This is a genomic window from Micromonospora sp. NPDC049645, from assembly GCF_040675155.1.
In the GTDB taxonomy this organism is placed as follows: Bacteria; Actinomycetota; Actinomycetes; order Mycobacteriales; family Micromonosporaceae; genus Micromonospora.
This window is the reverse complement of record NZ_JBFAOI010000011.1, coordinates 1-20,892: the sequence shown is the minus strand read 5'-3', so window position 1 is coordinate 20,892 and position 20,892 is coordinate 1. Positions and strand designations below refer to the sequence as shown.

Sequence of the window (20,892 nt, the reverse complement as noted above, 5' to 3'; positions counted from 1 at the left end):
CACACCGAGATCGAGTTCTCTGCGATGATGATCGACGCTTCACCTTCCTGCAACCCCGCCCGGGCCGCACGAGGGTGCCTGCCCATCACTCGCCATGTTCTTGAAGGGGTGTCGGTTGCTGCACCGATTCAACGGCCGGTCGAAGCCCAGCCGTTTCCTGCGTAGGGCTGTCGCAACCGTTGCGATCCCAGTGCTGGTCCTGGCCACGATGTCGGTCCCCTCGCCGGCATTCGCAGAGGATCCAGCTCCCGAGGACATGCGAACTCTGCGGAGCCAGGTCCTTGAGAGCGTGCTGATGGGCGGCCCGACCACGTCGGCTGCCGCCCGTCGGGCACTTATCGGCACCGATGAGGAGGTCCGACGCTTCCTCACCTCCGAGGCTCCGCCGCTGGCGAGTACCGACCTGCGACTACGCGTCCTGCAGCTGCTCTCCTTCGGCGGGCCTGCTGTCCGCGCCGGTGCCTCGGCAGCGCTCGACGGCTCTGATGAGGACCGCGACCAATTTGTCTACGGCACTTGGGACCGCGCATTCGTGCAGGACGAACGGGCCCGTGCCCTCCAGGCAATGACTGCCGGCGGGCCAGCTGTGCAAGCGGCAGCGAGTCGGGCTCTTGATGGAGGCGAAGACGCGATTATCGAGTTCTTGGCGACGGGCCTGGACCAGGCCCGTCAGCACGATGAACGCGCCCAGACATTGACGATTATGATGAAAGGCGGTCTTGCTACTCGTGAGATGGCCAAGCTGGCCCTCGACGGTGGGTCGGAGACGATCCATGAGTTTCTAACGTCTGGCTTCGAGATCGCCGAGGCACGGGACGAGACGCTTGCGTCGGTGAGTGAGCTGGCTGCGCAGGCCACTGCGGCCGGTAAGGAGGCCGCAGCGGAAACGGAAGCGGCCAAGGATGCCGCGGAGCAGGCTGTCGCGGCAGCGGATCGCGCCAAAGCGGCTGCGCAAAAGGCTGCCGCGGAGACCGCCGCAGCGAAGGATTCGGCGCAGCAGGCGGCAGCGGCGGCAGGTCGGGCCGCTGATGCCGCAGCGGAGGCGGGGAAGGCCGCTCGGGTCGCCGTCAATGCGGCCGGCGACGCCCACGCTGCGGCCAGAGCGGCGTCCACCGCGGCTGCTCGGGCCGCCAGCGCAGCTGTGCTCGCCGGTGACGCGGCGACTCGGGCCTACAACGAGGCTTCGGCTGCGGCGCTCGACAAGAACAAGGCTGGGGCCGCCCGCAACGCGGCAACAGCAGCTCTGGCGACTGCCCAGATAGCCAAGACCGCAGCGGCCGCTGCGGACCAGGCGAAGAACGCTGGCACAGCATCTGGTCAGGCCGCAGTCGCTGCAGGGTCCGCCAGCGGCCATGCCGACGCGGCCGCATTGGCTGCAGACGAGGCGGGCGGTTATTCCCAGGCAGCCGGAGCGGAGGCAGACCGCGCCAAGCGCAACGCCACTCAAGCACGAAGGGCGGCTGCAACTGCACGGCGCGCGGCGCAGGCTGCCACAGCACTCGCCGCGAAGGCGGCGGCTGCTGCCGGACAGGCAGCTACTGCGGCCCGGAACGCGGCAGCGCACGCGGAAGCGGCGGCGGCGGCGGCCAATACCGCAGCCGATGAGGCGGGGCAGGCAGGGGACAAGGCGGAGCAGGCCCGTATCCATGCGAACGCGGCGATCACCGCCGCGAACGCGGCCAGCGCCGCGGCCAGTCAGGCCCGCACCATTGCCGAGGTGGCCGAGGCCGCAGAGAACGAGCGCCTCACGATCGCCACGGACAATGGCATTGAGGCCGCTCAGGCGGCACTGATCGCAGACCAGGAGTTCGAGGCGAAGGCCGCCTGGGACGCCTCCGAGCAGACCCGTCGCGATGCGGAAACCAAAGAGTTGTTGGCTGCGGCAAGCGCGCCCGGAGCGCCGGTCGATGTGATGTTGGGCAAGGGGCGCGAGGCCGCGCTGAGGCTCGTCGCCTCCGGCGGCCCGTGGACCAAGGGTGCCGCTGAGGAGGCACTGACCACCAACGACGCGGGCATGCGTTCCTTTCTGCAGGGCGGGTTGACCCGGGCCACCGACCAGGACGACCGCTCGCGGGTGGAATACATCGCTGAGACTGGCGAGCCGCCGGCGCTGCGGGCAGCCGCGGAAGCTGCTCTCGATGGCCCGGTGGAGGGCATCCGGGACTTCCTCGAAAACCGCTCTTATCCTGGCAAGCAGAACGACGATCGCGCAAAGATTCTCCAGCTGATGTCGTCTGGAGGACCGGCTCTCCACGCCGCAGCCTCCGAAGCACTCGACGGGACTGACGCGGATCGGAACGCTTTCCTGGCCCGGGGCCAGTACGCCGCCGCAGCGCACGATGAGCGTGTCGAGATCCTCGCGGTGCTCTCGGACGATCCGAAGCCTGGGCCAGAGGTGACGTCGGCCGCGAAAATCGCCTTGGCCGGACCGCAATCCTTCATGCGAGGTTTCCTTCGTGCAGGTCGCGCACAAGCCCAAGACCGCGACTATCTAGTCGCCACCCACCAGGCCCGGGTCGACTCAGCCGTCGCTCAGGCCGCTCAGGCCGCTGCAGCCGCCCAGCAGTCAGCTTATGAGGCCGCCGAAGCTGCCGCGAGGGCGCGGAACGCCGCCGACGACGCGGCCGCTTACGCCAACCAGGCCGCCGAGTCCGCCCGCCAGGCCGGCACGTATGCCACCCAGGCGCGGGCCTCTGCGGATCAGGCGAAGGTTTCGGCTCAAAAGGCAGCGGCCTCTGCGGTTACCGCACGTAATGCCTCCGCTGCGGCAAAGGCGGACGCCCGGCGGGCTGACCAGTCCGCGTCCGATGCCCGCTATTCGGCCTACCGTGCGAAGAGTCACGCCGACGACGCACGTCTCGCAGCCGATGAAGCTCGGCAGTCGGCCGAGGGGGCCCAGAAGAGTGCCGCAGAGGCCCAGGCCGCCTACGATCACGCGTACGACGTCGCGCTGGACTTGATCGACGTCGAGGAACAGGCCCGGCGCGACAATCCGCCACCCAAGGACGCGAGGAACTGCGACCGGCCACCCGGCTATGGCGCAGACCAGTCCTGCTACCCGAGCTTGCCTGGGCTAACCCGTCAGTCAGATGACGGCGACATTTTGTGCTGGAGCTGGGCAGAGAATCAGAAGCAGTGCGGCTACACCATCGTCACGCCCGAGGAGCGGCGGCAGTTCGAGCTGGATCGCAAGGCCCAGAACATGCTGAATGCGTGTGCGCTGTTCCCCTCCTGCTTCATGGTCCTGTCCACCGTCATGCCGCTCGACCCATCCGCGCAGCAGGACCCGCAAGGAATGCTCGACGAAATGACCCTTCGTCTGCTGGGTGCGAAAGTGAGCCCGATGGCTCGATATGCCTGGTTGTTGAAGCGGCTGAACTGCAGTAAGAACAGCTTCTCGGCTGACACTCGGGTGGTGATGGCTGATGGTCGTGCGAAGTCGATCAGCGAGGTCCGACTCAAGGACCAAGTAAAGGCTACCGATCCTGTCACGGGTGATACGCGGGCCCGTGAAGTCGTGGCGTTACATGTGAACCAGGACAGGGCGCTGACCGATGTGCAGGTCCGAGAGGTAGGCGGCGCTACTGTCACCGTTCATACCACCCAGGAGCATCCTTTTTGGGACGCTACCCGGCAAGATTGGATCCCGGCGACTCGGTTGGGAGTAGGCGACCGGCTCTATTCTGACGTCGGCACGGGGCCGAGCGTCACTAATGTGACGTCTTTTAGCGGCAGTCGGATGATGTACAACCTCAGCATTGCCGAGGTGCCCACGTACTACATCCTCGCCGGGTCGACCCAGGTGCTTGTGCACAACGCCCCGCCTTCGGCCCAGACCTGCGACTTGGCGGGCGTGGCAGCGCGACACCCGGGTCAAGCACATACTCTTCGGGATCATGTGAATGTTAGTCGCGATGATGCGATTGCCCTGGCTCGGAGCAAAGATTCGGGTGTGAATGGTGTGTGGACGAGCGAGGCCGTCGCAACTCGTGCTATCGATCAATTGATCGCGAAGCAACTTACGCCCGCGAGACTTCAGGAGTGGTTCCGCACTTTCAATCAAAAGGGCCGACCGAACCTGGAACTCAGAGGGCCAGCGGCTCCTGGTGGAACATCTCTCGGATACGTCGCCAAGAGGGATGGGTCAACGCCAGAAGCTGGCAACGAGATTGTGGTGGTTCTCAAGCGGGACAAGACCGAACCGGGGGGCTATTACGTGTACACCGCCTATCCTGTGGAACGCAGATGATCCCCCGCTTTTCAAGTTTCGACTTCGGTCTCACAGGTTTCGCCGCCTGGTTTCACCAGGACTGGCAGTACGAGGGAGCGGCCAGGGACTTGCTCTCCCGACTGCTCGGTCCCGAGACAGATCCGCGCGAGGTCCGAGCGCTCCGTCAAGACGCCTCTTGGATGCGAGCGGGGCTGACCACGGGCGAGATCGAAACGCTATGGGAAGTCGGGACCGGTAGGAACTTCCGATTCGGCCCGGACGGCTCGTGGCCGTCCGGGCAGGACTGGTTGCGCGAGATTGTGGAGAGATGTGATCAATGGCTTCGGGCGCGCGACGATTGGCCGCCAAGGGAAAGGGAGTTGACCCCCGACCTGATCGAGCGGGTGACTGTCGAGGTCCTTGCGTTGACGGCCGCAGCGCCGGAGCGGCTAGATCCCGATGGCGCAATCGCCTCGGCCCTTCGCCGTTGTGTCGACACTTGTCCCCCCGATCTGGCCCTTCGCTGGGTGCTGCGGGCTGAGCGGCACTGGGGGCTGCCGCTGAAGAAGGGCCAGTACGAACGCCTCGTCCAGCTCGGCGAGCAGTTTGGATTCGGCGAGTTCGTTATCTCCGACCTCGATGTCTATGTTGAATAGGCGGGAGTTACCGACCAATAAATGCAGTCCGGACGGTGACCCACCACCCTGATGTGGCTGGCGTTGGGGCGATGCAGCGCTACATCCGCGACCGACTCCCGTTACTTGACGCCCGCGACGCGGCAACGGCCACCTGCCGCGTCCATACAGGAGGCGATCGACGACGTGTACGGCCTGGGTCTGCGCCCGGATCTGCCCGCGCTGCACGCCAGGTTCCTCGGCTGGTTGTCGCTGGCCCGCCGGCCACACCATTAGCGGCAGACGAACCGGCCGGGTGGGTCGCCCCACCCGGCCGGTCTCAGGAACGCCGTCTCAGTGCTTCTTGAACACCGGCATGGTGTCAAGCGTGGTGGTGATGTTCTGCGTGGTGCCACCCCGGTACGTCTTCCCGGTGAAGATGTCGGTCCAGCTGTTGCCCGGCGGGAACCACACCGACGTGGTCGCGGTGTTGCCCGGCGTCGTCACCGGTGCGACCAGGTAGTCCGGGCCGTAGAGGTACTGGGAACCGGCGGTGGCGTACGCCGCCTGCTCATTCGGGTACGCCAGGTACATGGACCGGACGATGGGCGTACCCGTGCGGGTGGCCTCCTTGGCGGCGGCGTAGGTGTACGGCTGCAGTTCCTTACGCAGGTTCAGGAACTTCTTGGCCGACGCGTTCGCCTCCGGGCCGTACTGCCAGGGCAGCCGGTCGCTGTGGTTGGAGTGCAGCCGGTCGATCGGCTGGAACGTGCCGAACTGCACCCACCGGGCGTAGAGGTCGTCGGGCAGCTTGGTGCTGCCGGGTTCGCTGCCCGGCTCCTGGAGGCCGCCGGTGTGCCCGCCGATGTCGTGGCTGACCGCGGCCAACCCGGTCGCGGCCGACTCACCCGGTGTGTAGCCGACCTCCATCTGCAAGGTCGACCAGTCGGAGGTGGTGTCGCCGGTGAAGTGCAGCGTGGTGCGCTTGTCGGCCCACGGACCGGTGGACACCGGTGTCGGGCTGCTGTAACCGCCGGCCTGCAACGAGCCGTACGCGCGGGAGAAGGCGAAGCCGGTCTTGTCGGCGTACTGCTGGTTGATCCATGCGTCACCGGTGACCCCGGCGAGCGAGGACTTCGTGTTGTCGCAGCACCAGTCCAGCCACCAGAAGTCGGGGCCCTTGCTGCCCTTGGGCAGCATCTCGTCGTGCAGTTGCAGGTACGCCTTGAGCTGGTCCGGGTCGCCGAAGTCGAAGGCGTAGCAGTCGGGGCCGCCGTTGCAGCCGACGCGCTGGAGCTTGCCCTTCGCGGTGGCCTGCGCCTGGGCGAACTTCGGGTCCGAGCCGAGGATGCTCGGGTGGATGTTGATGCCGGTGTGCAGACCCTGCTTCCTGGCCCAGTCGAAGAACGCCTTCGGGTCGGGGATGCGGGTGGGGTCGATGCTCCAGCCGTTCCACTTGTCCGGCGCCTTGATGTCGGTGTCGAGGACGAGCACGTCCATCGGCACACCCTCGGCCTTGGCCCGGGTCACCAAATTCTGAAACTCGGTGGCGGTGCGGTCGTAGTACTCGGAGTACCACACCCCGTACGCCCATTTGGGCAGCAGCTTCGTGGGCCCGGTCAGGGTCGACAGATCCCGCAGAGCGCGGGTGTAGTCCTGCCCGTACGCGAAGACGTAGCCGTCCTGCTCGGGGGCGGGCCGGGGCTTGGTGGTGCTCAGGGCCGAGGCCGAGTCGTCGAGCAGGTACCAGCCGTCCTGGTAGAGCAGGCCCGGCGCGGTGAGCGCGGCTCCGGTCACGCCGTCCAGGCCGCGGCGGTAACCGCCGAGCGGCGCGTGCGGGGCGAGCAGCGGTGAGTCCTTGCTCGTGACGGCGACCGTGTCCACGTTGACGTTGCAGCTGGCGTCCGTGGGGCACCCCAGCGTCACCGTGTTGGTGCCACGGTCGAGGTGGACCGGGACGGAAACGGTGTTCCAGTAGTCCCACCCGCTGGTCGGCGGAAGGGTCGCCGTGACCGGTGCCGCCGTTCCTGGGGTGACCGACATGGTGCGCGCCTGGCTCGGCTGCGAGCCGGCCTGGCCGTTGGCGTAGCGGATCTGCACCTGGTAGTCACCGGCGGCGGGAACATCCGTCACGGTGAGCGCGACGGCCGACGTGGTGCTTTCCAGGCCGGCCAGGAAGCCCGTCCCGGAAGCGCCGTTGTGGTCGTTCGCGGGCCGCGCGCCGCCGGTCAGCGCGCCGGTCTCGGCCTCGCCCAGCGTGCCGAACCGAAGCGGCTGCGGCTGCGGCGGGGTCGGCGCCGGGAACGGATCATCCGGGTTGACCACCGCGAGGCTGTCGACGTTCACGTTGCCGGAGTCGTTGGCACCCCGCACGACGCTGATCTCGTGCCGGCCCGCGGTGAGGTCGATCGGCACGCTGGCCAGGCCCCAGGTGTCCCAGTTCGCGGTGGGCGGCAGCGTCAGCGTGTGGCCGGCGTCGCCGTCGACCTGAACCGTGAGGGTGCGGGCCACGTTCTGGCCGTCGCCGCCGGTGCTGTTGGCGTACCGGAGGGTGAGCTGCTTCGTACCGCCCGCCGGCGCGTCGAGCGCGAACGTCGCCGAGTCGCCGGTCGCGGCGAAACCGGCCGCGAAGCCCCGCCCGGTGAATCCCCGGTGGTCGGTGGCCACGCCGGGACCGTTCAGTTGCAGCGATTCGGCCTCGCAGAGGGCGCCTAACGCGCACGTCGGAGCGGTGTGGCCGGCCCAGGGTCGGCCCTGCACGACCTGCTTGCCGGTCTTGAGCTGCACGCTGAGGTTGTCGGCGGTGAACGCGCCCGAGCCGACCTGGTAACGCAACGTCATCGCGCCGGTCTCAATGGTGAGCCAGCCGTGCTCGATGCGCTTCGTGAAACGGGTACGGGGGAAGTCGTCGCGCCCAATGGCGTTGAAGGTGGCGGTGTCGGTGAACCTGCCGTCCTTCTGGTACTCGGTGCGGATCAGGGTCGGGGACAGCACCTCGAAACGTGCGTCACCCGACCGTACGGCTCCGTCTTGGGCTTTGTCGGCCCGGGCCTGGGCCGGCGCGGACGGAGCCAGGGCCAGCCCCGTGATGAGAATGCCGGCCGCGGCGGCTGCCGTCGCGCGCCGACGCGGTGAGTTCCGATAGAGCAAGATGCGCTCCTCGTCTCATATGGAGGAAATGAGTCGATGACAACGCTGTCACTCGCCCGAAACGCATGTCAACGGATCTTGGAGGGTGTCCCTTCTCTCTTTCGCGCGCCCGACTACCAGCTCGGTTTTCCTGAAATCGGGGTGTCCGGCGGCGTGGGATGGGCCGACTTCCTGAAGGACGAGTGGATCAACGGCTGGCCCGGCACGTGGTCAGCAGCGGGAGCGGTCGAGTGGGGCGGCGCCGGCGAGAGCTTCGACAGTCGTCGTCGGTGCGACCGATTCCGTCGGAGTCGGTGAGGGCGCAACGCTGGGGGTCGGCGGGGCCGAGGGTGAGTTGCTGGGCGTGGGGGAGGCGCTGACAAGGGAGACCGAACTGCGCTGCACCTGCCTCGTGACCAGACGAATGCCGGTGGCGGTCGCCTGACGCCTGTACACGTCGGTGACCCTGATGCTGTAGGGCCCGGGGCCGAGCCCGCCGTCGACGGTCCAGTAGTTGTCGACCTGGCGGGCCGCCTTGCGGAAGCCGCCACTGGACCCCTTCGCCTCCACCGAGCGCAGCGGGTTGCCGTGGTTGCCGACCTGCACCGCGAACCAGTACTTCGAAGCGCCGCCCTTCATCCGGAAGGTGAGGCCGCCGTCGAGCGGGGGGTTCACCACCGCCCGGTACGTCACGGACGCGATGCCCTGCGACCGGTCGGCGATCTTGGCGAACGCCTCGTCGGAGAGGTCGATCTTGCTGGAACCGCACCCGGCGCACCGGTCCATGACCATGACCCGGACCTTGCCCTTCGGGCCGCTCACGTCCAGGTAACTGCCGCAGGCCGCCGAGCCGGAGTACTGCGACGCGCCGAGGGCCACGTAGAGCCGGTCCGCCGGCGGGCCCGGGAAGGAGCAGGTGCCGCCAGAGCGGCCCGCGTCGTAGAAGCTGGCCTTTCCCTTGTGGACGGCGTTGCCCGTCGGGGGCGCGGCGCAGGCCGGGGTGGCGCCGCCGCGCACGGCGAGGGTGATGCCGAGTACGGCGGCCAGTGCGGTGACCCCGGCGCCGGCCAGCCAGTGCCTGACCCGCCGACTCGACCGGAACGTGCTGACCGGGGTGTCGTTGTCGGGGGCCGTGCCTGGTGCCGTCACGGCGCCTGATGTTGCCGCAGCACCTCACGGCAGCGCAACAACGCCCAAGCGGGCCGCTCGCTCAGTTCGGTTGCGGTACCTCGCCGTAACGGAGTCCCTAGGATGCGATACGAAGAACCACACCAAGGGGGACAAAGCAGCATGACCGCCTTCGATAGCGCCGCCCCTGGCATCCCGGACGACGACCCGACCCGAACGCTGACGGTGACCAGCCCCGACGACCCCGAGACCACCTACATCTCCCTCGCCGGGGGCAACTACGCCATCCTGATCACCGGCAAGCAGACCAACGGGCAGTATTGCCTGATCGACATGCGCGTGCCCGACGGCGGCGGCCCGCCGCCACATCGGCACGACTTCGAGGAGATGTTCACCATCCTCGAAGGCGAGATCGAGTTCACTTTCCGCGACGAGAAGCGCAGCGTGCGGGCCGGGTCAACCGTGAACATCCCGGCCAACGCCCCGCACAACTTCCGCAACGTCTCCGGCGCTCCCGCGCGCATGCTGTGCATGTGCACCCCGGCGGCTCAGGAAGAATATTTCCTGCGCGTCGGCGACGAAGTCGCGAGCAAGGACGCGCCGCCGCCGCGGCTCACCGACGAGGAGAAAGCGGAGCGCCAGCAGCGCGCAGCCGAGCTGGCTCCCGTGTACCGCACCGAAATGCTCTGAAGTTCCGCCGGCCCGGCAACTCCTGCCTGCGGGGTTGCCCGGTATCGCCCTCCGCCGGCGCGCGTGTTCCCGGGACGTGCACGGTGCCTCAGGGCTAGTCACCCGGCCGAACGACGGGGGCGCAGCCCGTTGAGGGCGGTGCTGACGACGAGGTCGGCGTACTCGACGGTGAGCGGGCCGCTGCGTTGCAGCCAGCGACTGAACAAGGGACCCCAGATCAGGTCCACCGCCACGCCGAGGTCGACGTCATCGGCGATCTGGCCCGCCTGCTGGGCGCTGCGCAGGCGCTGCCGCTTGGCCTCCTTCAACGGCCCGTCCAACCGTTCGGCGTACGCCGCCGCCAGCTCGGGGTCGAGCGCGATCTCGGTGGCGAGCGCGCGCATCGGTTGCTCGTACCGGGGATCGTTCATCTCCTCGACCGTGGCGCGCAGCACCAGGGTGAGGTCGGCGGCCAGGTCGCCGGTGTCCGGAAGCGTCGGCGGCCCACCCTCGGTGGCCTCGCTGAGCATGAGGAAGGCGTCGAAGATGACCGCGCCCTTCGACGGCCACCAGCGGTAGATGGTCTGTTTGCCGACGCCCGCCCGCGCGGCGATGCCCTCGATGCTCAGCTTCGCGTACCCCATCTCCTGGAGCAGTTCGAAGGCCGCGCTGAGGATGGCGCGCCGGGAGGTCTCTCGCCGGCGGGCCGTGTTGGGCGTCATGAGGCGCCAGCCTACCAGTAGCGAGACGAACCGTCTCGTCTTGACGGCGGCGCCCGGCGGCCCTAGTCTCCTGGCATCGCGAGACGGACCGTCTCGTCTCGTTCAGAGGAAGAGAGACACTCCATGCGGACCTGGTTCATCACCGGTGCCAGCCGCGGCCTGGGCCGCGCCTTCGCCGACGCCGCGCTCGACCGTGGCGACCGGGTGGTCGCCGCCGCCCGGACCGTCACCGCGAACGACTTCGACGACAGGCACGCCGACCGGCTGTTGGCCCTGAAGCTCGACGTAACCGACCGCGGGGCGGTCCGCGCCGCCGTCGACACCGCCGTCGAGCACTTCGGACGACTCGACATCGTCGTCAACAACGCCGGCACCCTGTCCATGGGCATGATCGAGGAGTTCACCGAGGCCGAGGCGCGCGCCCAGTTCGAGGTCAACTTCTTCGGCGCGCTCTGGGTCAGCCAGGCCGTGCTGCCGCACCTGCGCGCCCAACGCTGCGGCCACATCGTGCAGGTCTCCAGCATCGCCGCACTCGGCGGCTACCCGAGCACCGGCCTGTACAGCGCGAGCAAGTTCGCCCTGGAAGGCATGAGCGAGGCCCTGGCGATGGAGGCGGCGGCCTTCGGCATCACGCTCAGCATCGTGCAGCCGGGCGGGTACTGGACCGACCTCTACTACAACGTGCACGGCACCACCCCGCTGGACGACTACGCGCCCCTGCGTGCCGATTTGGAGCGCCAGTGGGCCGAGGATTCGATCGACAGTGAGCCCCGGCTGGCCGCCGAGGCGCTGCTGCGGCTGGTCGACAGCGACGACCCGCCGCTGCGGCTCCTGCTCGGCAGCATGGTCTACGACCTGGCGTTCGACATCTCCCGCCGACGGATGGAGACCTGGGCGAGCTGGGAGCAGGTCAGCCGCGCCGCCGAGCACGCCGTGCCGGCCCCCGACCAGACGCGGTGACCGGCCGTATCGCCACGGGCCCGGGGTGCGGCGCTCTAGGCTCCGAAATATGGCGGTGGCGGGCCCAATTCACATCGGCACACAGTCCGGGCGATGCCTTCACCCATGATTTCTCCTCGCGCGGCGGGAAACCGAGACGGAGAGGAAACACGCATGGCTGTCAAAACCAAGACTCGTCCGGGCACCACGGAGATTCGGCCGTTCTCGGTCGACATTCCGCAGGCCGACCTCGATGACCTGAAGAGGCGTATCGCGGCCACCCGTTGGCCGGACAAGGAGACGGTGGACGACCAGTCGCAGGGCGTGCCACTCGCGACGATCCAGGCCGTCGCCCGCTATTGGGAAAATGAGTACGACTGGCGCAAGGTCGAGGCCCGGCTGAACGCCGTACCCCAGTTCATGACCACCATCGACGGGGTGGACATCCATTTCATCCACGTGCGTTCGAAGCACGAGGACGCGCTGCCGCTCATCGTCACCCACGGGTGGCCCGGGTCGATCATCGAGCAGATGAAAATCATCGAGCCGCTCACCGATCCGACGGCGCACGGCGGCAGCGCGTCGGACGCCTTCCACCTGGTGATCCCGTCGCTGCCGGGCCACGGCTTCTCCGGCAAGCCGACCGAGTCGGGGTGGAACCCGCAGAAGATCGCGACCGCCTGGACCGAGCTGATGACGCGTCTCGGCTACGACCGGTTCGTCGCGCAGGGCGGCGACTGGGGCGCGGTCGTCGTGGACCAGATGGGCCTCCAGGCGCCCCCGGAACTGCTCGCCATCCACACCAACATGCCCGGTGCGGTCCCACCCGAGATCGACCTGTTGTTCCAGGGCGACACCACCGGCGCGAACAACGCCATGGGTTCGCTGCCATCCGGTCTCTCCGCCGAGGAGATGCGTGCCGCCGAGGAGGTCAACTTCGTCTGGAAACATGTGGCGTACGCCCTCATGATGGCGACCCGTCCGCAGACGCTGACCGGGCTGGCGGATTCCCCGGTCGGCCTGGCCGCCTTCCTGCTCGACCACGACGCGAAGAGTCTGGCGCTGATCGCGCAGGTCTTCGACGGGGCCCAGGCGGGCCTGACCCGCGACGACATCCTGGACAACATCACGCTCTACTGGCTGACGAACACCGCGATCTCCGCAGCCCGCCTGTACGCGGAGAACAAGCTCTCGTTCTTCGCCACCAAGGGCGTCACCATCCCGGTCGCCGTGAGCGTCTTCCCCGACGAGCTGTACGAGGCGCCGCGGAGTTGGGCCGAGCAGGCGTACCCGAACCTCATCCACTACAACAAGCTCGACATGGGCGGGCACTTCGCGGCCTGGGAACAGCCGAAGGTCTTCTCCGACGAGATTCGCGCCGCCTTCCGGTCGCTTCGCTAGATGGCCGTGCACCTGCCCCCGTTGAACGGGGCCGCCGAGTGGCTCAACTCCGCGCCACTCGGCCCCGCCGACCTGGGCGGACGCGTCGTCCTGGTGAACTTCTGGACGCTGACCTGCATCAACTGGCTGCGCCAGGAGCCGTACGTGCGGGCCTGGTCGCAGGCGTACGGCGACGACGGGCTGGTCGTCGTCGGGGTGCACACCCCGGAGTTCGGCTTCGAGCACGACGTCGGCTGGGTGCGGCGGGCGGTCGAGGCCCGGTCGATCGACTACCCGGTCGCGGTCGACAACGACTACGCGATCTGGCGTGCCTTCGACAACCACTACTGGCCGGCGCTCTACTTCGCCGACACCAACGGCGTCATCCGCGACGACCACTTCGGCGAGGGACGCTACCCGCAGTCCGAGCGGGTGCTCCAGCAACTTCTCGGCATCGAGCGGGACCCCGTACCCGTGCGGGGGGTCGGCCCGGAGGCGGAGGCCGACTGGGACAACCTGCGCACGCCCGAGACGTACCTCGGTTTCGGTCGCGGCGACCACTTCGCGTCGCCGAACGGCCCCGCGCTCGACAAACGCCGCGCCTACGACCTGCCGGCGAGCCTGGGTCTCAACCAGTGGGCCCTGGCGGGGGAGTGGACGATCGGGTCGGAGAACGTCGTGCTGGACCGGGCCGGTGGCGGCATCTCCTTCCGGTTCCACGCCCGCGACGCGCATCTCGTGCTGGCCCCCGGGGCGGGACGGTCGATCCCGTTCCGGGTACTGCTCGACGGCGACGCTCCCGGCCCGTCGCACGGCGTCGACGTCGACGAGAACGGCGACGGCGTACTCCAGGACGGCCGCCTCTACCAGCTCGTCCGCCAGGACGGCGCGGTCCGGGAGCGGACCCTGGAGATCACCTTCGACGAGCCCGGCGCGCAGGCGTACGCCTTCACCTTCGGCTAGCCCACCGCTGGCCCGGGATAGTGTCGACCGCTGTGACAACGCCTGAGATCACCATCGCCACCCCAGCCGACCGCGACGCGGTGGTCGGTTCACTGGTCGCCGCGTTCGTCAAGGATCCCGTCCTGCGGTTCCTGTTCCCCGACGAGGAGACCTATCCGCGCTACGCCGCCGCCTTCTTCGGGCACCTCTTCGACAAGCGGGTGCACCGGTCGTCGATCTGGACGATCGGTGGCGGCGCGTCCGTCGCCATCTGGGAGCCACCGGCTGCCGGGCCGACCGCTGTGCACGGGTCGCCGAAGGAAGGTCCTTACCCGGCCGACGTGCTGGCCCGGGTGCAGGGCTACGACGACACCGTGCACACCGCACTGCCGACGTACCCGTTCTGGTATCTCGGTGTCCTGGGCACCCACCCCGACAGCGCCGGGCGCGGTTGGGGTCGGGCCGTCATGCGGGCCGGGTTGGCTCGTGCCGCCGCCGACGGCCTGCCGGCGATCCTGGAGACCAGCAACCCGGGCAACGTCGAGCTGTACCGCCGGGCCGGCTGGGAGGTGGTGGGCACCCTGGCGGAGCCCGTGCCCACCTGGATCATGCAGCAGCCGCCCCGCTGACAGCCGAGGCCACCGGAGCTGAGAAGCATGCTGGCCCACCCGACCGATGCGGGCAGCGGATGTCGGGTGGGCCACCGGCCCCGCGACCTAACGTCGGTGCTCGACAGGGAAGGAGGCCCGGGTGCTGGATCGGCTCAACGAGGCCATGGCCTACATCGAGCGGCACCTCGACCAGAAGATCGAGGTGACCGAGCTGGCGCGGATCGCGCTGACGTCGGAGTACCACTTCCGGCGGCTCTTCTCCGCGCTGGCCGGCATGCCGCTGTCGGAGTACATCCGTCGGCGTCGGCTCACCGTCGCGGGCGCGGACGTGCTGGCGGGGGAGCGGACGCTGCTCGACGTCGCGGTGCACTACGGCTATGGGTCCGCCGAGGCGTTCGCCCGGGCGTTCCACGCCGTGCACGGCGTGGGGCCCGGAGAGGCTCGGCGTACGGGGGCAGCGCTGCGTGCCCAGCCCCGGATGTCCTTCCGACTCACCGTGGAAGGGAGCGGCAGCATGGAGTACCGAATCGTCGACAAGGACGCGTTCGCGCTGGTGGGGCGCAAGGCTCGGGTCCCGCTGGTGCACGAGGGGATGAACCCGGCGATCGTCGCGTTCATCCGGAGCATCGACCGGGAGACCACCGCGCGGATCGAGGCGCTCTCCGATCAGGAGCCGAAGGGGATCGTCAACGTCAGTGACAACCTCGCCGACGGCCGGCAGGAGGGCACCGAGCTGGACTACTGGCACGGGGTGGTGACCGGCGCCGCGCCGCCGGAGGATCTGGACGCGCTGCCGGTGGCGGCCGGCACGTGGGCGGTGTTCACCACGTCGGGGGCGTTTCCGCAGGCGGTGCAGTACCTGTGGCGCGACGTGTTCACCCAGTGGTTTCCGTCCAACCCGTACCGCAGCCGACCGGGACCGGAGATCTCCCGGGTGCGGGTCACCGCGGACGGGACCGAGGCGGACGCCGAGTTGTGGATCCCGGTGGAACGGGTACCCACCCCTATGTAGAGTTCCGATATAGTAGCCGGATGCGGATCACCATTCCGGTCGCGAAGGTGCTCTCGGCGTTGCTCGCCGAGCCCGACGCGCAGCGCTACGGGCTCGACCTGATGCGCATGACCGGTCTGCCCAGCGGCACCCTCTACCCGGTGCTGCACCGGCTGAGCGGGGCCGGCTGGCTGGCCGCCGACTGGGAGGCGATCGACCCGGTCGCGGCCGGCCGGCCGGCCCGCCGCTACTACCGGCTCACCGCCGTCGGGGTGACGCAGGCCCGCCAGGCACTCGCCGACCTGCGTGCCGCGATCCCCGGCGGGCGCCCCGCCTGGGGCGGCACCGAGCCCACCGGCGCGCCGGCGTGGTGACCCGTCGCGCCGCCGAGCTGCTGTTGGAGTTGGCCGCCCGCCGCTGGCCCGCCGACGTGCGGGACGACCTGCGCCGGGAGTGGGCCGCCGAGCTGCACGTGCTCGCCGAGAGCGGTCACCGGACCAGGATGGTGGGCTTCGCGGTGAGCCTCGCCGTCAGCCGCGCCGGCGCCCCGCTGGTCGACCGCGGCCTGCTTCGCGGTCGAGCCCGCCGCACCGCAGCCGCGCTACTGCTGTCCCCGTTCGCCGCCGTCGGGATTGTGGCCGTCGGTGCGCTGGCGATGTTTCCCATCTACAACTGGTTGATGGTCCGGGCGAGTTGGGCGGAGCGGGCGCAGAAGCCGATCTGGACGACAGTCGTCATCGTGCTGGGGGTGGGGCTGGCGGTGCTCGCCGCCCGCTGGGCCCGACACACCACCCTCGACGGCCCGCTGCGCATAACGCTCGGCGTGGTGCTTCCCGTCGGGGTGGCCGTGATCCTGTTCCTGTCGGTCACCAACCCGGAGAGCCTCGCCGGCGCCGTACCCGGGCTGTTGCTGTGGTTGGCCGGCCTGACCCTCGCCCTCTGGGCCGCGGCGAGCCTCGCCGCCCGAGGTCGCCTCCGCGCCGCCTGGTGGGTGGGCATCCTCGGCGCGCTCGTCGCGGCGGACCTCGCGGTGATCCTCGCCGTCGTCGACACGTACCCCGGCGGTGTCGGTGTCGGGCCGGTGATCGAGGCACGGGAGCAGGTCGACCGGATCTCCGCGCCGCTGTGGCTGTTCGCCTGCTGGACGGACTGGAACTTCGGCCTGCCCCGGCCGATCCAGTGGGAGATATTCCTGATCACCAACCGGGTGCTGGTGGAACCCATGCTCTACCTGGCGTGCACGCCCTACGCGCTCGCGTACGCCATCCGGGCGGCCCGATCGGCGCCGACCGCACCGGTCGTCCTCACCGAGAGCCCCACGCCGGCCTGACAGCGGGCCTCAATCGGGCACGTCGTCCCAGGTGATGCCCGGCTCCAGGTAACCGGCCACCTGATTCTCGCGAAGCGCGTAGGCGATGACCAGCAGAGCGTGCTTGTCCAACTCGGGCAGCCCGTCCAACGGGAACCACCGCACCGCCAGCGACTCGTCGTCGTTGACCCGGGCGGTACCGGCCACCACCCGACACAGGAACCCCAGGTTCAGGTATTCGCAGCGGTCCCCGTTCGGGTACGTGTGCGGGTGCGAGACGGCGCTGGACATCCGCACCGGCGCGACGTCCAGACCCGTCTCCTCCCGCACCTCGCGGACCAGCGCGGTGGCCGGCTGCTCGCCCGGCTCGACGAAACCACTGACCACCGACCAGCGCCCGTCATCGGCACGTTGGCCGAGCAGCAGCTCGCCGGCGTCGTTGCGGACGACCGCGCTGACACTCGGCAGCCAGAGCAGGTCGTGACCGACGTGCTTGCGCATCCCCACGATGTAGTCCGGAATCGCCATCCGGCGATCATAGATGCGACCCGCAGCGGGGCTCACCTGCGCATCTCCTGGAGTTCCAGTCCCACACGTTTCGCCATTTCAGCCCGACGAACGCGATGCATATCTACTGTGGAGAGGGTCGGCGACTTGTGCGATCCGGTGGCGGCCGGCCGGTTCGCGGTGCACAGTGATTCCCATGAGCGACAGCGGACGTGGTGGGCAGTTCTACTGGTGCACCCGGCATCACCGGGTCGAGACGGACGCCGACGTGTGTCCGGCGAAGCACGTTCTCGGCCCGTACGACTCGGCGGCCGACGCGGAGAACGCCCTGCAACGGGTGCAGGAGCGCAACGAAGCGTGGGATGCCGAGGACGCTCGTTGGGCCGGGGAGGACAGATAGGCGGCGCGGGACGGCTCGCGCCGAGATATTTCGTGCTCCGCGAGGACGCACGCGAGAGCACGTCCCCCGAGGAGGGAACCACGATGGCCGAAGCACAGCAGGCCACCACGCGCCCGGCCGCCCGACGCACCACCGCGAAGAAGACCGCCGCGGCGGAGCGGAACACGGCGGCGAGCCGGACCACCCCCGTACGCAAGTCCACCACGGGCGCCGCGAAGGCACCGGCCCGGAAGGCCGCCGGCGCGGCGGGCCGCGCCCCGGCCAAGAAGACCACCACGGCGGCGAAGAAGGCCCCCGCGAAGAAGGCCACGACCAAGACCACCGCCGCGGCCAAGAAGGCGCCGGCGAAGACCTCGACCGCCACCCGCAAGACGACCGCCACCGCCAAGCGCACCCCGGCGTCGTCGGCGAAGAGGACGAGCGCCGCCGCGAAGAAGACCACCGGCGCGGCGAAGAAGACGGTGAGCGCGGCGAAGAAGACCACCGCCTCGGCGGCGAAGAAGACCACCGCCGCCGCGAAGGCACCGGCCCGTAAGACCGCCACGGCGACGAAGGCCCCGGCGCGCAAGACCGCGACCAAGGCTTCCGCCGTCAAGAAGACGGCGGCGGCGAAGGCCCCGGCGAAGAAGGCCCCGGCGAAGAAGACCGCGTCGACCCGTCCCAGCGGCGGCGCGCGCAAGGCCCCGGCCAAGAAGGCCCCGGCCGCGAAGGTGACCAGCACCTCGTCGACCACCGCCCGCAAGGCGGCGGCGAAGAAGGCCCCGGCGAAGAAGAGCGTCGCGGCCAAGGCGTCGGCCCGCAACGTGACCGCCCGCAAGTCCCCGGCCCGTCCGGCCGCCGCACGAGCCACCGCCGCGACGAGCACGCGCAGCGCCGCTCGGAAGGCGACCGGCTGAGGGCGGGCCACCCCTCGCCGGCCGGAATTCTCGGCCGGTCTCCGGAAGCGGATCACCCGTGGCGCTGTCAGGATTGATCCGTGGTCATCCGACGCGTACTCGCGCCCCGCATCGACTTCGGCGCGTTGCGCCGCGAGCTCGGCCTGCCCGAGGAGTTTCCGGCCGACGCCCAGCGTGAGGCCGACGAGGCGGCTGCGGCACCGCCGCGGCCGCCCGTCGACCGCACCGACGTACCGTTCGTCACGGTCGACCCGGCCGCCTCCCGGGACCTGGACCAGGCGATGCACCTCGCCCGCCGCCCCGGTGGCGGCTACCGGGTGCGGTACGCGATCGCCGACGTCGCCGCGCACGTCACCCCGGGCGGGGCGCTGGAGGCGGAGACCTGGCGGCGGGGGCAGACCATCTACCTGCCCGACGGCAACGTGCCGCTGCACCCGCACACTCTCAGCGAGGGCGCCGCCAGCCTGCTGCCCGACGACGACCGGGCGGCGGTGGTCTGGACCATCGACCTGGACGCCGACGGCGGCACCGTGGCCGTCGAGCTGGAACGCGCCCTGGTCCGCAGCCGGGCCAAACTCGACTACACCGGGGTGCAGGCGGCAGCCGCGGCCGGACGGCTCCCCGACCCGATCGCGCTGCTGCCCGAGATCGGCGACCGGCTGACCGCCCGCGGGTTGCGTCGCGGCGCTATCAACCTGCCGCTTCCTGAGCAGGATCTGGAGCCCGACGGCGACGGCTGGCAGCTGGTGCTGCGCGCGCCGGTGCCGATGGAGGAGCACAACGCGCAGATCTCGCTGCTGACCGGGATGGCCGCCGCCGACATCATGCTGGCCGGTCGGGTCGGTCTGCTGCGGACCATGCCGGCGCCGAAACCGGAGGCGGTGCAGCGGCTCCGGGCCGCCGCCGCGCCGCTGGGCGTGCAGTGGCCGGACGGCGTGGGCCCGGGTCCGGTCATCGCCGGTCTGGACGCCGCCCAGCCGCGCGCCGCCGCGTTCATCGACCAGGCGGCCGAGCTGATGCGCGGCGCCGCGTACACCGCCTTCGACGGGGCGCTGCCGGAGCAGCCGGAACACGGCGGGGTGGCCGCCGCGTACGCCCACGTGACGGCGCCGTTGCGGCGGTTGGCCGACCGGTACGCGACCGAGGTCTGCCTGGCCCTGCACGCCGGGCAGCCGGTGCCGGACTGGGCGCGTGCCGCGCTGCCCCGACTGCCCGAGGTGATGGCGAGCACGGACCGGGTCGCCTCGGCGGCCACCCGGGGTGCCCTCGACCTGGCCGAGGCCGCGGTGTTGGAGCACCGGGTGGGGGAGACCTTCGACGCGGCCGTCCTCGACGTCGACGCCCCGCCCAACGGCAAGTCCCGGCCCCGACCGCCCGGCGGCACCGTCGCGCTGGACGCCCCACCGGTACGCGCCCGCTGCGTCGGTCAACTGCCGCTCGGCGAACGGGTCCGGGTCCGTCTGGTCACCGCCGACCCGGCGGCCCGCACCGTCCTGTTCGAGCTGGCCTGACGCGCGCCTGGCCTCCTTCACCCGTGGCCAGCGGGGATTGTCACAGCGCTCGCCGCTGCTGACCTCGCGAGCGGTTTGCGAGGATGAGGCCATGGCATACGACGCGAGCACGCTGCCCGACGTGTCCGGGCTGACGGTCGGCATCATCGGTGGCACCGGCGACCAGGGGCGGGGCCTCGCCTACCGGTTCGCGCGGGCCGGCCAGACGGTGCTGATCGGTTCCCGGTCGGCCGAGCGGGCCGCCGAGTCCGCGGCCGAGATCGCCGCCCTCCCCGGGGTGCCGGCCGGCGGCAGCGTCACCGGCGCGGCCAACGACGAGGTGGCCCGACGCAGCGACGTGGTGATCATCGCGGTGCCGTGGGACGGGCACGCCGCCACCGTCGCCGCTCTCGCCGGGCCGCTCGCCGGCCGGATCGTGGTGGACTGCGTCAACCCGCTCGGTTTCGACAAGCAGGGACCGTACGCGTTGACCGTTGCCGAGGGCAGCGCCGTGCAGCAGGCCGCCGCGTTGCTGCCCGACTCCCGGGTCTGCGCGGCGTTCAACCACGTCAGCGCCCCGCTGCTGGCCGACCCCGAGGTCGACCGGATCGACCTGGACGTGCTGATCTGCACGGAGGACCGCGAGCTGGTCGACATCGTGGGCGCGCTCGCCGCCCGGATCCCCGGGATGCGGGGCATCTACGCCGGCCGGTTGCGCAACGCCCACCAGATCGAGGCGTTCACCGCCAACCTGATCGCCATCAACAAGCGCTACAAGGCGCACGCCGGCATCCGGGTCACCGACCTCTGACCGAGCGGCGTGATCGACTCCGGTTCCATGAAGTCGCGGGGGGGGGGGGGGGCGGGGCCCCCCCCCGGGGGGGGCCCCCCCCGGGTGGGGGGGGGGCGGGGGGGGTGGGGGGGGTGGCGCCGGCGGCGCCCGGGGGGGCGGGCA

19 protein-coding genes are annotated in these 20,892 nt (G+C 70.0%); 15 read left to right on the top strand and 4 right to left on the bottom strand.

Annotated features, from left to right (window positions below; genetic code table 11):
• The first annotated feature begins 115 nt into the window (after positions 1 to 115).
• From AB0J33_RS22875 to AB0J33_RS22865, 3 genes are all read left to right on the top strand, one after another.
• Positions 116 to 4,249: a polymorphic toxin-type HINT domain-containing protein gene (locus AB0J33_RS22875; RefSeq protein WP_363616052.1), complete on the top strand. Its 4,134-nt coding sequence runs from the start codon at positions 116 to 118 to the stop codon at positions 4,247 to 4,249.
• Positions 4,246 to 4,866, top strand: a complete 621-nt coding sequence (locus tag AB0J33_RS22870; protein ID WP_363616051.1) for a hypothetical protein — start codon at positions 4,246 to 4,248, stop codon at positions 4,864 to 4,866. Before AB0J33_RS22875 ends, AB0J33_RS22870 begins: the two co-directional genes overlap by 4 nt.
• A 105-nt stretch (positions 4,867 to 4,971) precedes the next feature.
• The gene (locus AB0J33_RS22865; RefSeq protein WP_363616050.1) at positions 4,972 to 5,121 is read left to right on the top strand and encodes a hypothetical protein; all 150 of its coding nucleotides are present in this window, start codon (positions 4,972 to 4,974) and stop codon (positions 5,119 to 5,121) included.
• A gap of 57 nt (positions 5,122 to 5,178) precedes the next feature.
• Here AB0J33_RS22865 and AB0J33_RS22860 read toward each other — a convergent pair whose 3' ends face one another.
• Positions 5,179 to 7,818 carry a TIM-barrel domain-containing protein gene (locus tag AB0J33_RS22860; protein ID WP_363616049.1) on the bottom strand — a complete coding sequence of 880 codons (2,640 nt, stop codon included), beginning with the start codon at positions 7,816 to 7,818 and terminating at the stop codon, positions 5,179 to 5,181.
• A 366-nt stretch (positions 7,819 to 8,184) separates the two neighbouring features.
• Positions 8,185 to 9,102 (bottom strand): expansin EXLX1 family cellulose-binding protein, encoded by a 918-nt coding sequence (locus AB0J33_RS22855; RefSeq protein ID WP_363616048.1) that lies wholly within the window; start codon positions 9,100 to 9,102, stop codon positions 8,185 to 8,187.
• 141 nt (positions 9,103 to 9,243) lie between these two features.
• Here AB0J33_RS22855 and AB0J33_RS22850 point away from each other — a divergent pair, with 141 nt between their 5' ends.
• Complete coding sequence (locus tag AB0J33_RS22850; protein ID WP_363616047.1) at positions 9,244 to 9,771, top strand: cupin domain-containing protein; 528 nt, start codon at positions 9,244 to 9,246, stop codon at positions 9,769 to 9,771.
• A 98-nt stretch (positions 9,772 to 9,869) separates the two neighbouring features.
• On the opposite strand, the gene AB0J33_RS22845 is transcribed toward AB0J33_RS22850, so the two are convergent.
• Positions 9,870 to 10,472: a TetR/AcrR family transcriptional regulator gene (locus AB0J33_RS22845; protein WP_363616046.1), complete on the bottom strand. Its 603-nt coding sequence runs from the start codon at positions 10,470 to 10,472 to the stop codon at positions 9,870 to 9,872.
• Positions 10,473 to 10,595: 123 nt separating this feature from the next.
• Between AB0J33_RS22845 and AB0J33_RS22840 the strand changes: the two genes are divergently transcribed.
• The 7 genes from AB0J33_RS22840 to AB0J33_RS22810 all read left to right on the top strand — a co-directional run bounded on the left by AB0J33_RS22840 (position 10,596) and on the right by AB0J33_RS22810 (position 16,665).
• Entirely contained in the window at positions 10,596 to 11,432 is an 837-nt protein-coding gene (locus tag AB0J33_RS22840) for an SDR family oxidoreductase (protein ID WP_363616045.1), read from the top strand.
• A 153-nt stretch (positions 11,433 to 11,585) separates the two neighbouring features.
• Positions 11,586 to 12,812 (top strand): epoxide hydrolase family protein, encoded by a 1,227-nt coding sequence (locus tag AB0J33_RS22835; RefSeq protein ID WP_363616044.1) that lies wholly within the window; start codon positions 11,586 to 11,588, stop codon positions 12,810 to 12,812.
• Entirely contained in the window at positions 12,813 to 13,754 is a 942-nt protein-coding gene (locus AB0J33_RS22830; protein WP_363616043.1) for a redoxin family protein, read from the top strand.
• A 32-nt stretch (positions 13,755 to 13,786) separates the two neighbouring features.
• Positions 13,787 to 14,362 (top strand): GNAT family N-acetyltransferase, encoded by a 576-nt coding sequence (locus AB0J33_RS22825; RefSeq protein ID WP_363616042.1) that lies wholly within the window; start codon positions 13,787 to 13,789, stop codon positions 14,360 to 14,362.
• Positions 14,363 to 14,483: 121 nt separating this feature from the next.
• Positions 14,484 to 15,356: an AraC family transcriptional regulator gene (locus AB0J33_RS22820; protein ID WP_363616041.1), complete on the top strand. Its 873-nt coding sequence runs from the start codon at positions 14,484 to 14,486 to the stop codon at positions 15,354 to 15,356.
• Positions 15,357 to 15,376: 20 nt separating this feature from the next.
• Complete coding sequence (locus AB0J33_RS22815) at positions 15,377 to 15,709, top strand: helix-turn-helix transcriptional regulator (protein ID WP_363616040.1); 333 nt, start codon at positions 15,377 to 15,379, stop codon at positions 15,707 to 15,709.
• Positions 15,703 to 16,665, top strand: a complete 963-nt coding sequence (locus tag AB0J33_RS22810; protein ID WP_363616039.1) for a hypothetical protein — start codon at positions 15,703 to 15,705, stop codon at positions 16,663 to 16,665. The genes AB0J33_RS22815 and AB0J33_RS22810 overlap by 7 nt, the downstream gene beginning before the upstream one ends.
• Before the next feature lie 9 nt (positions 16,666 to 16,674).
• On the opposite strand, the gene AB0J33_RS22805 is transcribed toward AB0J33_RS22810, so the two are convergent.
• Complete coding sequence (locus tag AB0J33_RS22805; RefSeq protein ID WP_363616038.1) at positions 16,675 to 17,172, bottom strand: NUDIX domain-containing protein; 498 nt, start codon at positions 17,170 to 17,172, stop codon at positions 16,675 to 16,677.
• A gap of 175 nt (positions 17,173 to 17,347) precedes the next feature.
• Here AB0J33_RS22805 and AB0J33_RS22800 point away from each other — a divergent pair, with 175 nt between their 5' ends.
• The 4 genes from AB0J33_RS22800 to npdG all read left to right on the top strand — a co-directional run bounded on the left by AB0J33_RS22800 (position 17,348) and on the right by npdG (position 20,748).
• Positions 17,348 to 17,551 carry a hypothetical protein gene (locus tag AB0J33_RS22800; protein WP_109820768.1) on the top strand — a complete coding sequence of 68 codons (204 nt, stop codon included), beginning with the start codon at positions 17,348 to 17,350 and terminating at the stop codon, positions 17,549 to 17,551.
• 83 nt (positions 17,552 to 17,634) lie between these two features.
• The gene (locus AB0J33_RS22795) at positions 17,635 to 18,447 is read left to right on the top strand and encodes a histone (RefSeq protein WP_363616037.1); all 813 of its coding nucleotides are present in this window, start codon (positions 17,635 to 17,637) and stop codon (positions 18,445 to 18,447) included.
• Between the two features lie 80 nt (positions 18,448 to 18,527).
• Positions 18,528 to 19,958, top strand: a complete 1,431-nt coding sequence (locus AB0J33_RS22790; protein ID WP_363616036.1) for an RNB domain-containing ribonuclease — start codon at positions 18,528 to 18,530, stop codon at positions 19,956 to 19,958.
• A gap of 91 nt (positions 19,959 to 20,049) precedes the next feature.
• Complete coding sequence (gene npdG / locus AB0J33_RS22785) at positions 20,050 to 20,748, top strand: NADPH-dependent F420 reductase (protein WP_363616035.1); 699 nt, start codon at positions 20,050 to 20,052, stop codon at positions 20,746 to 20,748.
• Positions 20,749 to 20,892 lie beyond the last annotated feature (144 nt).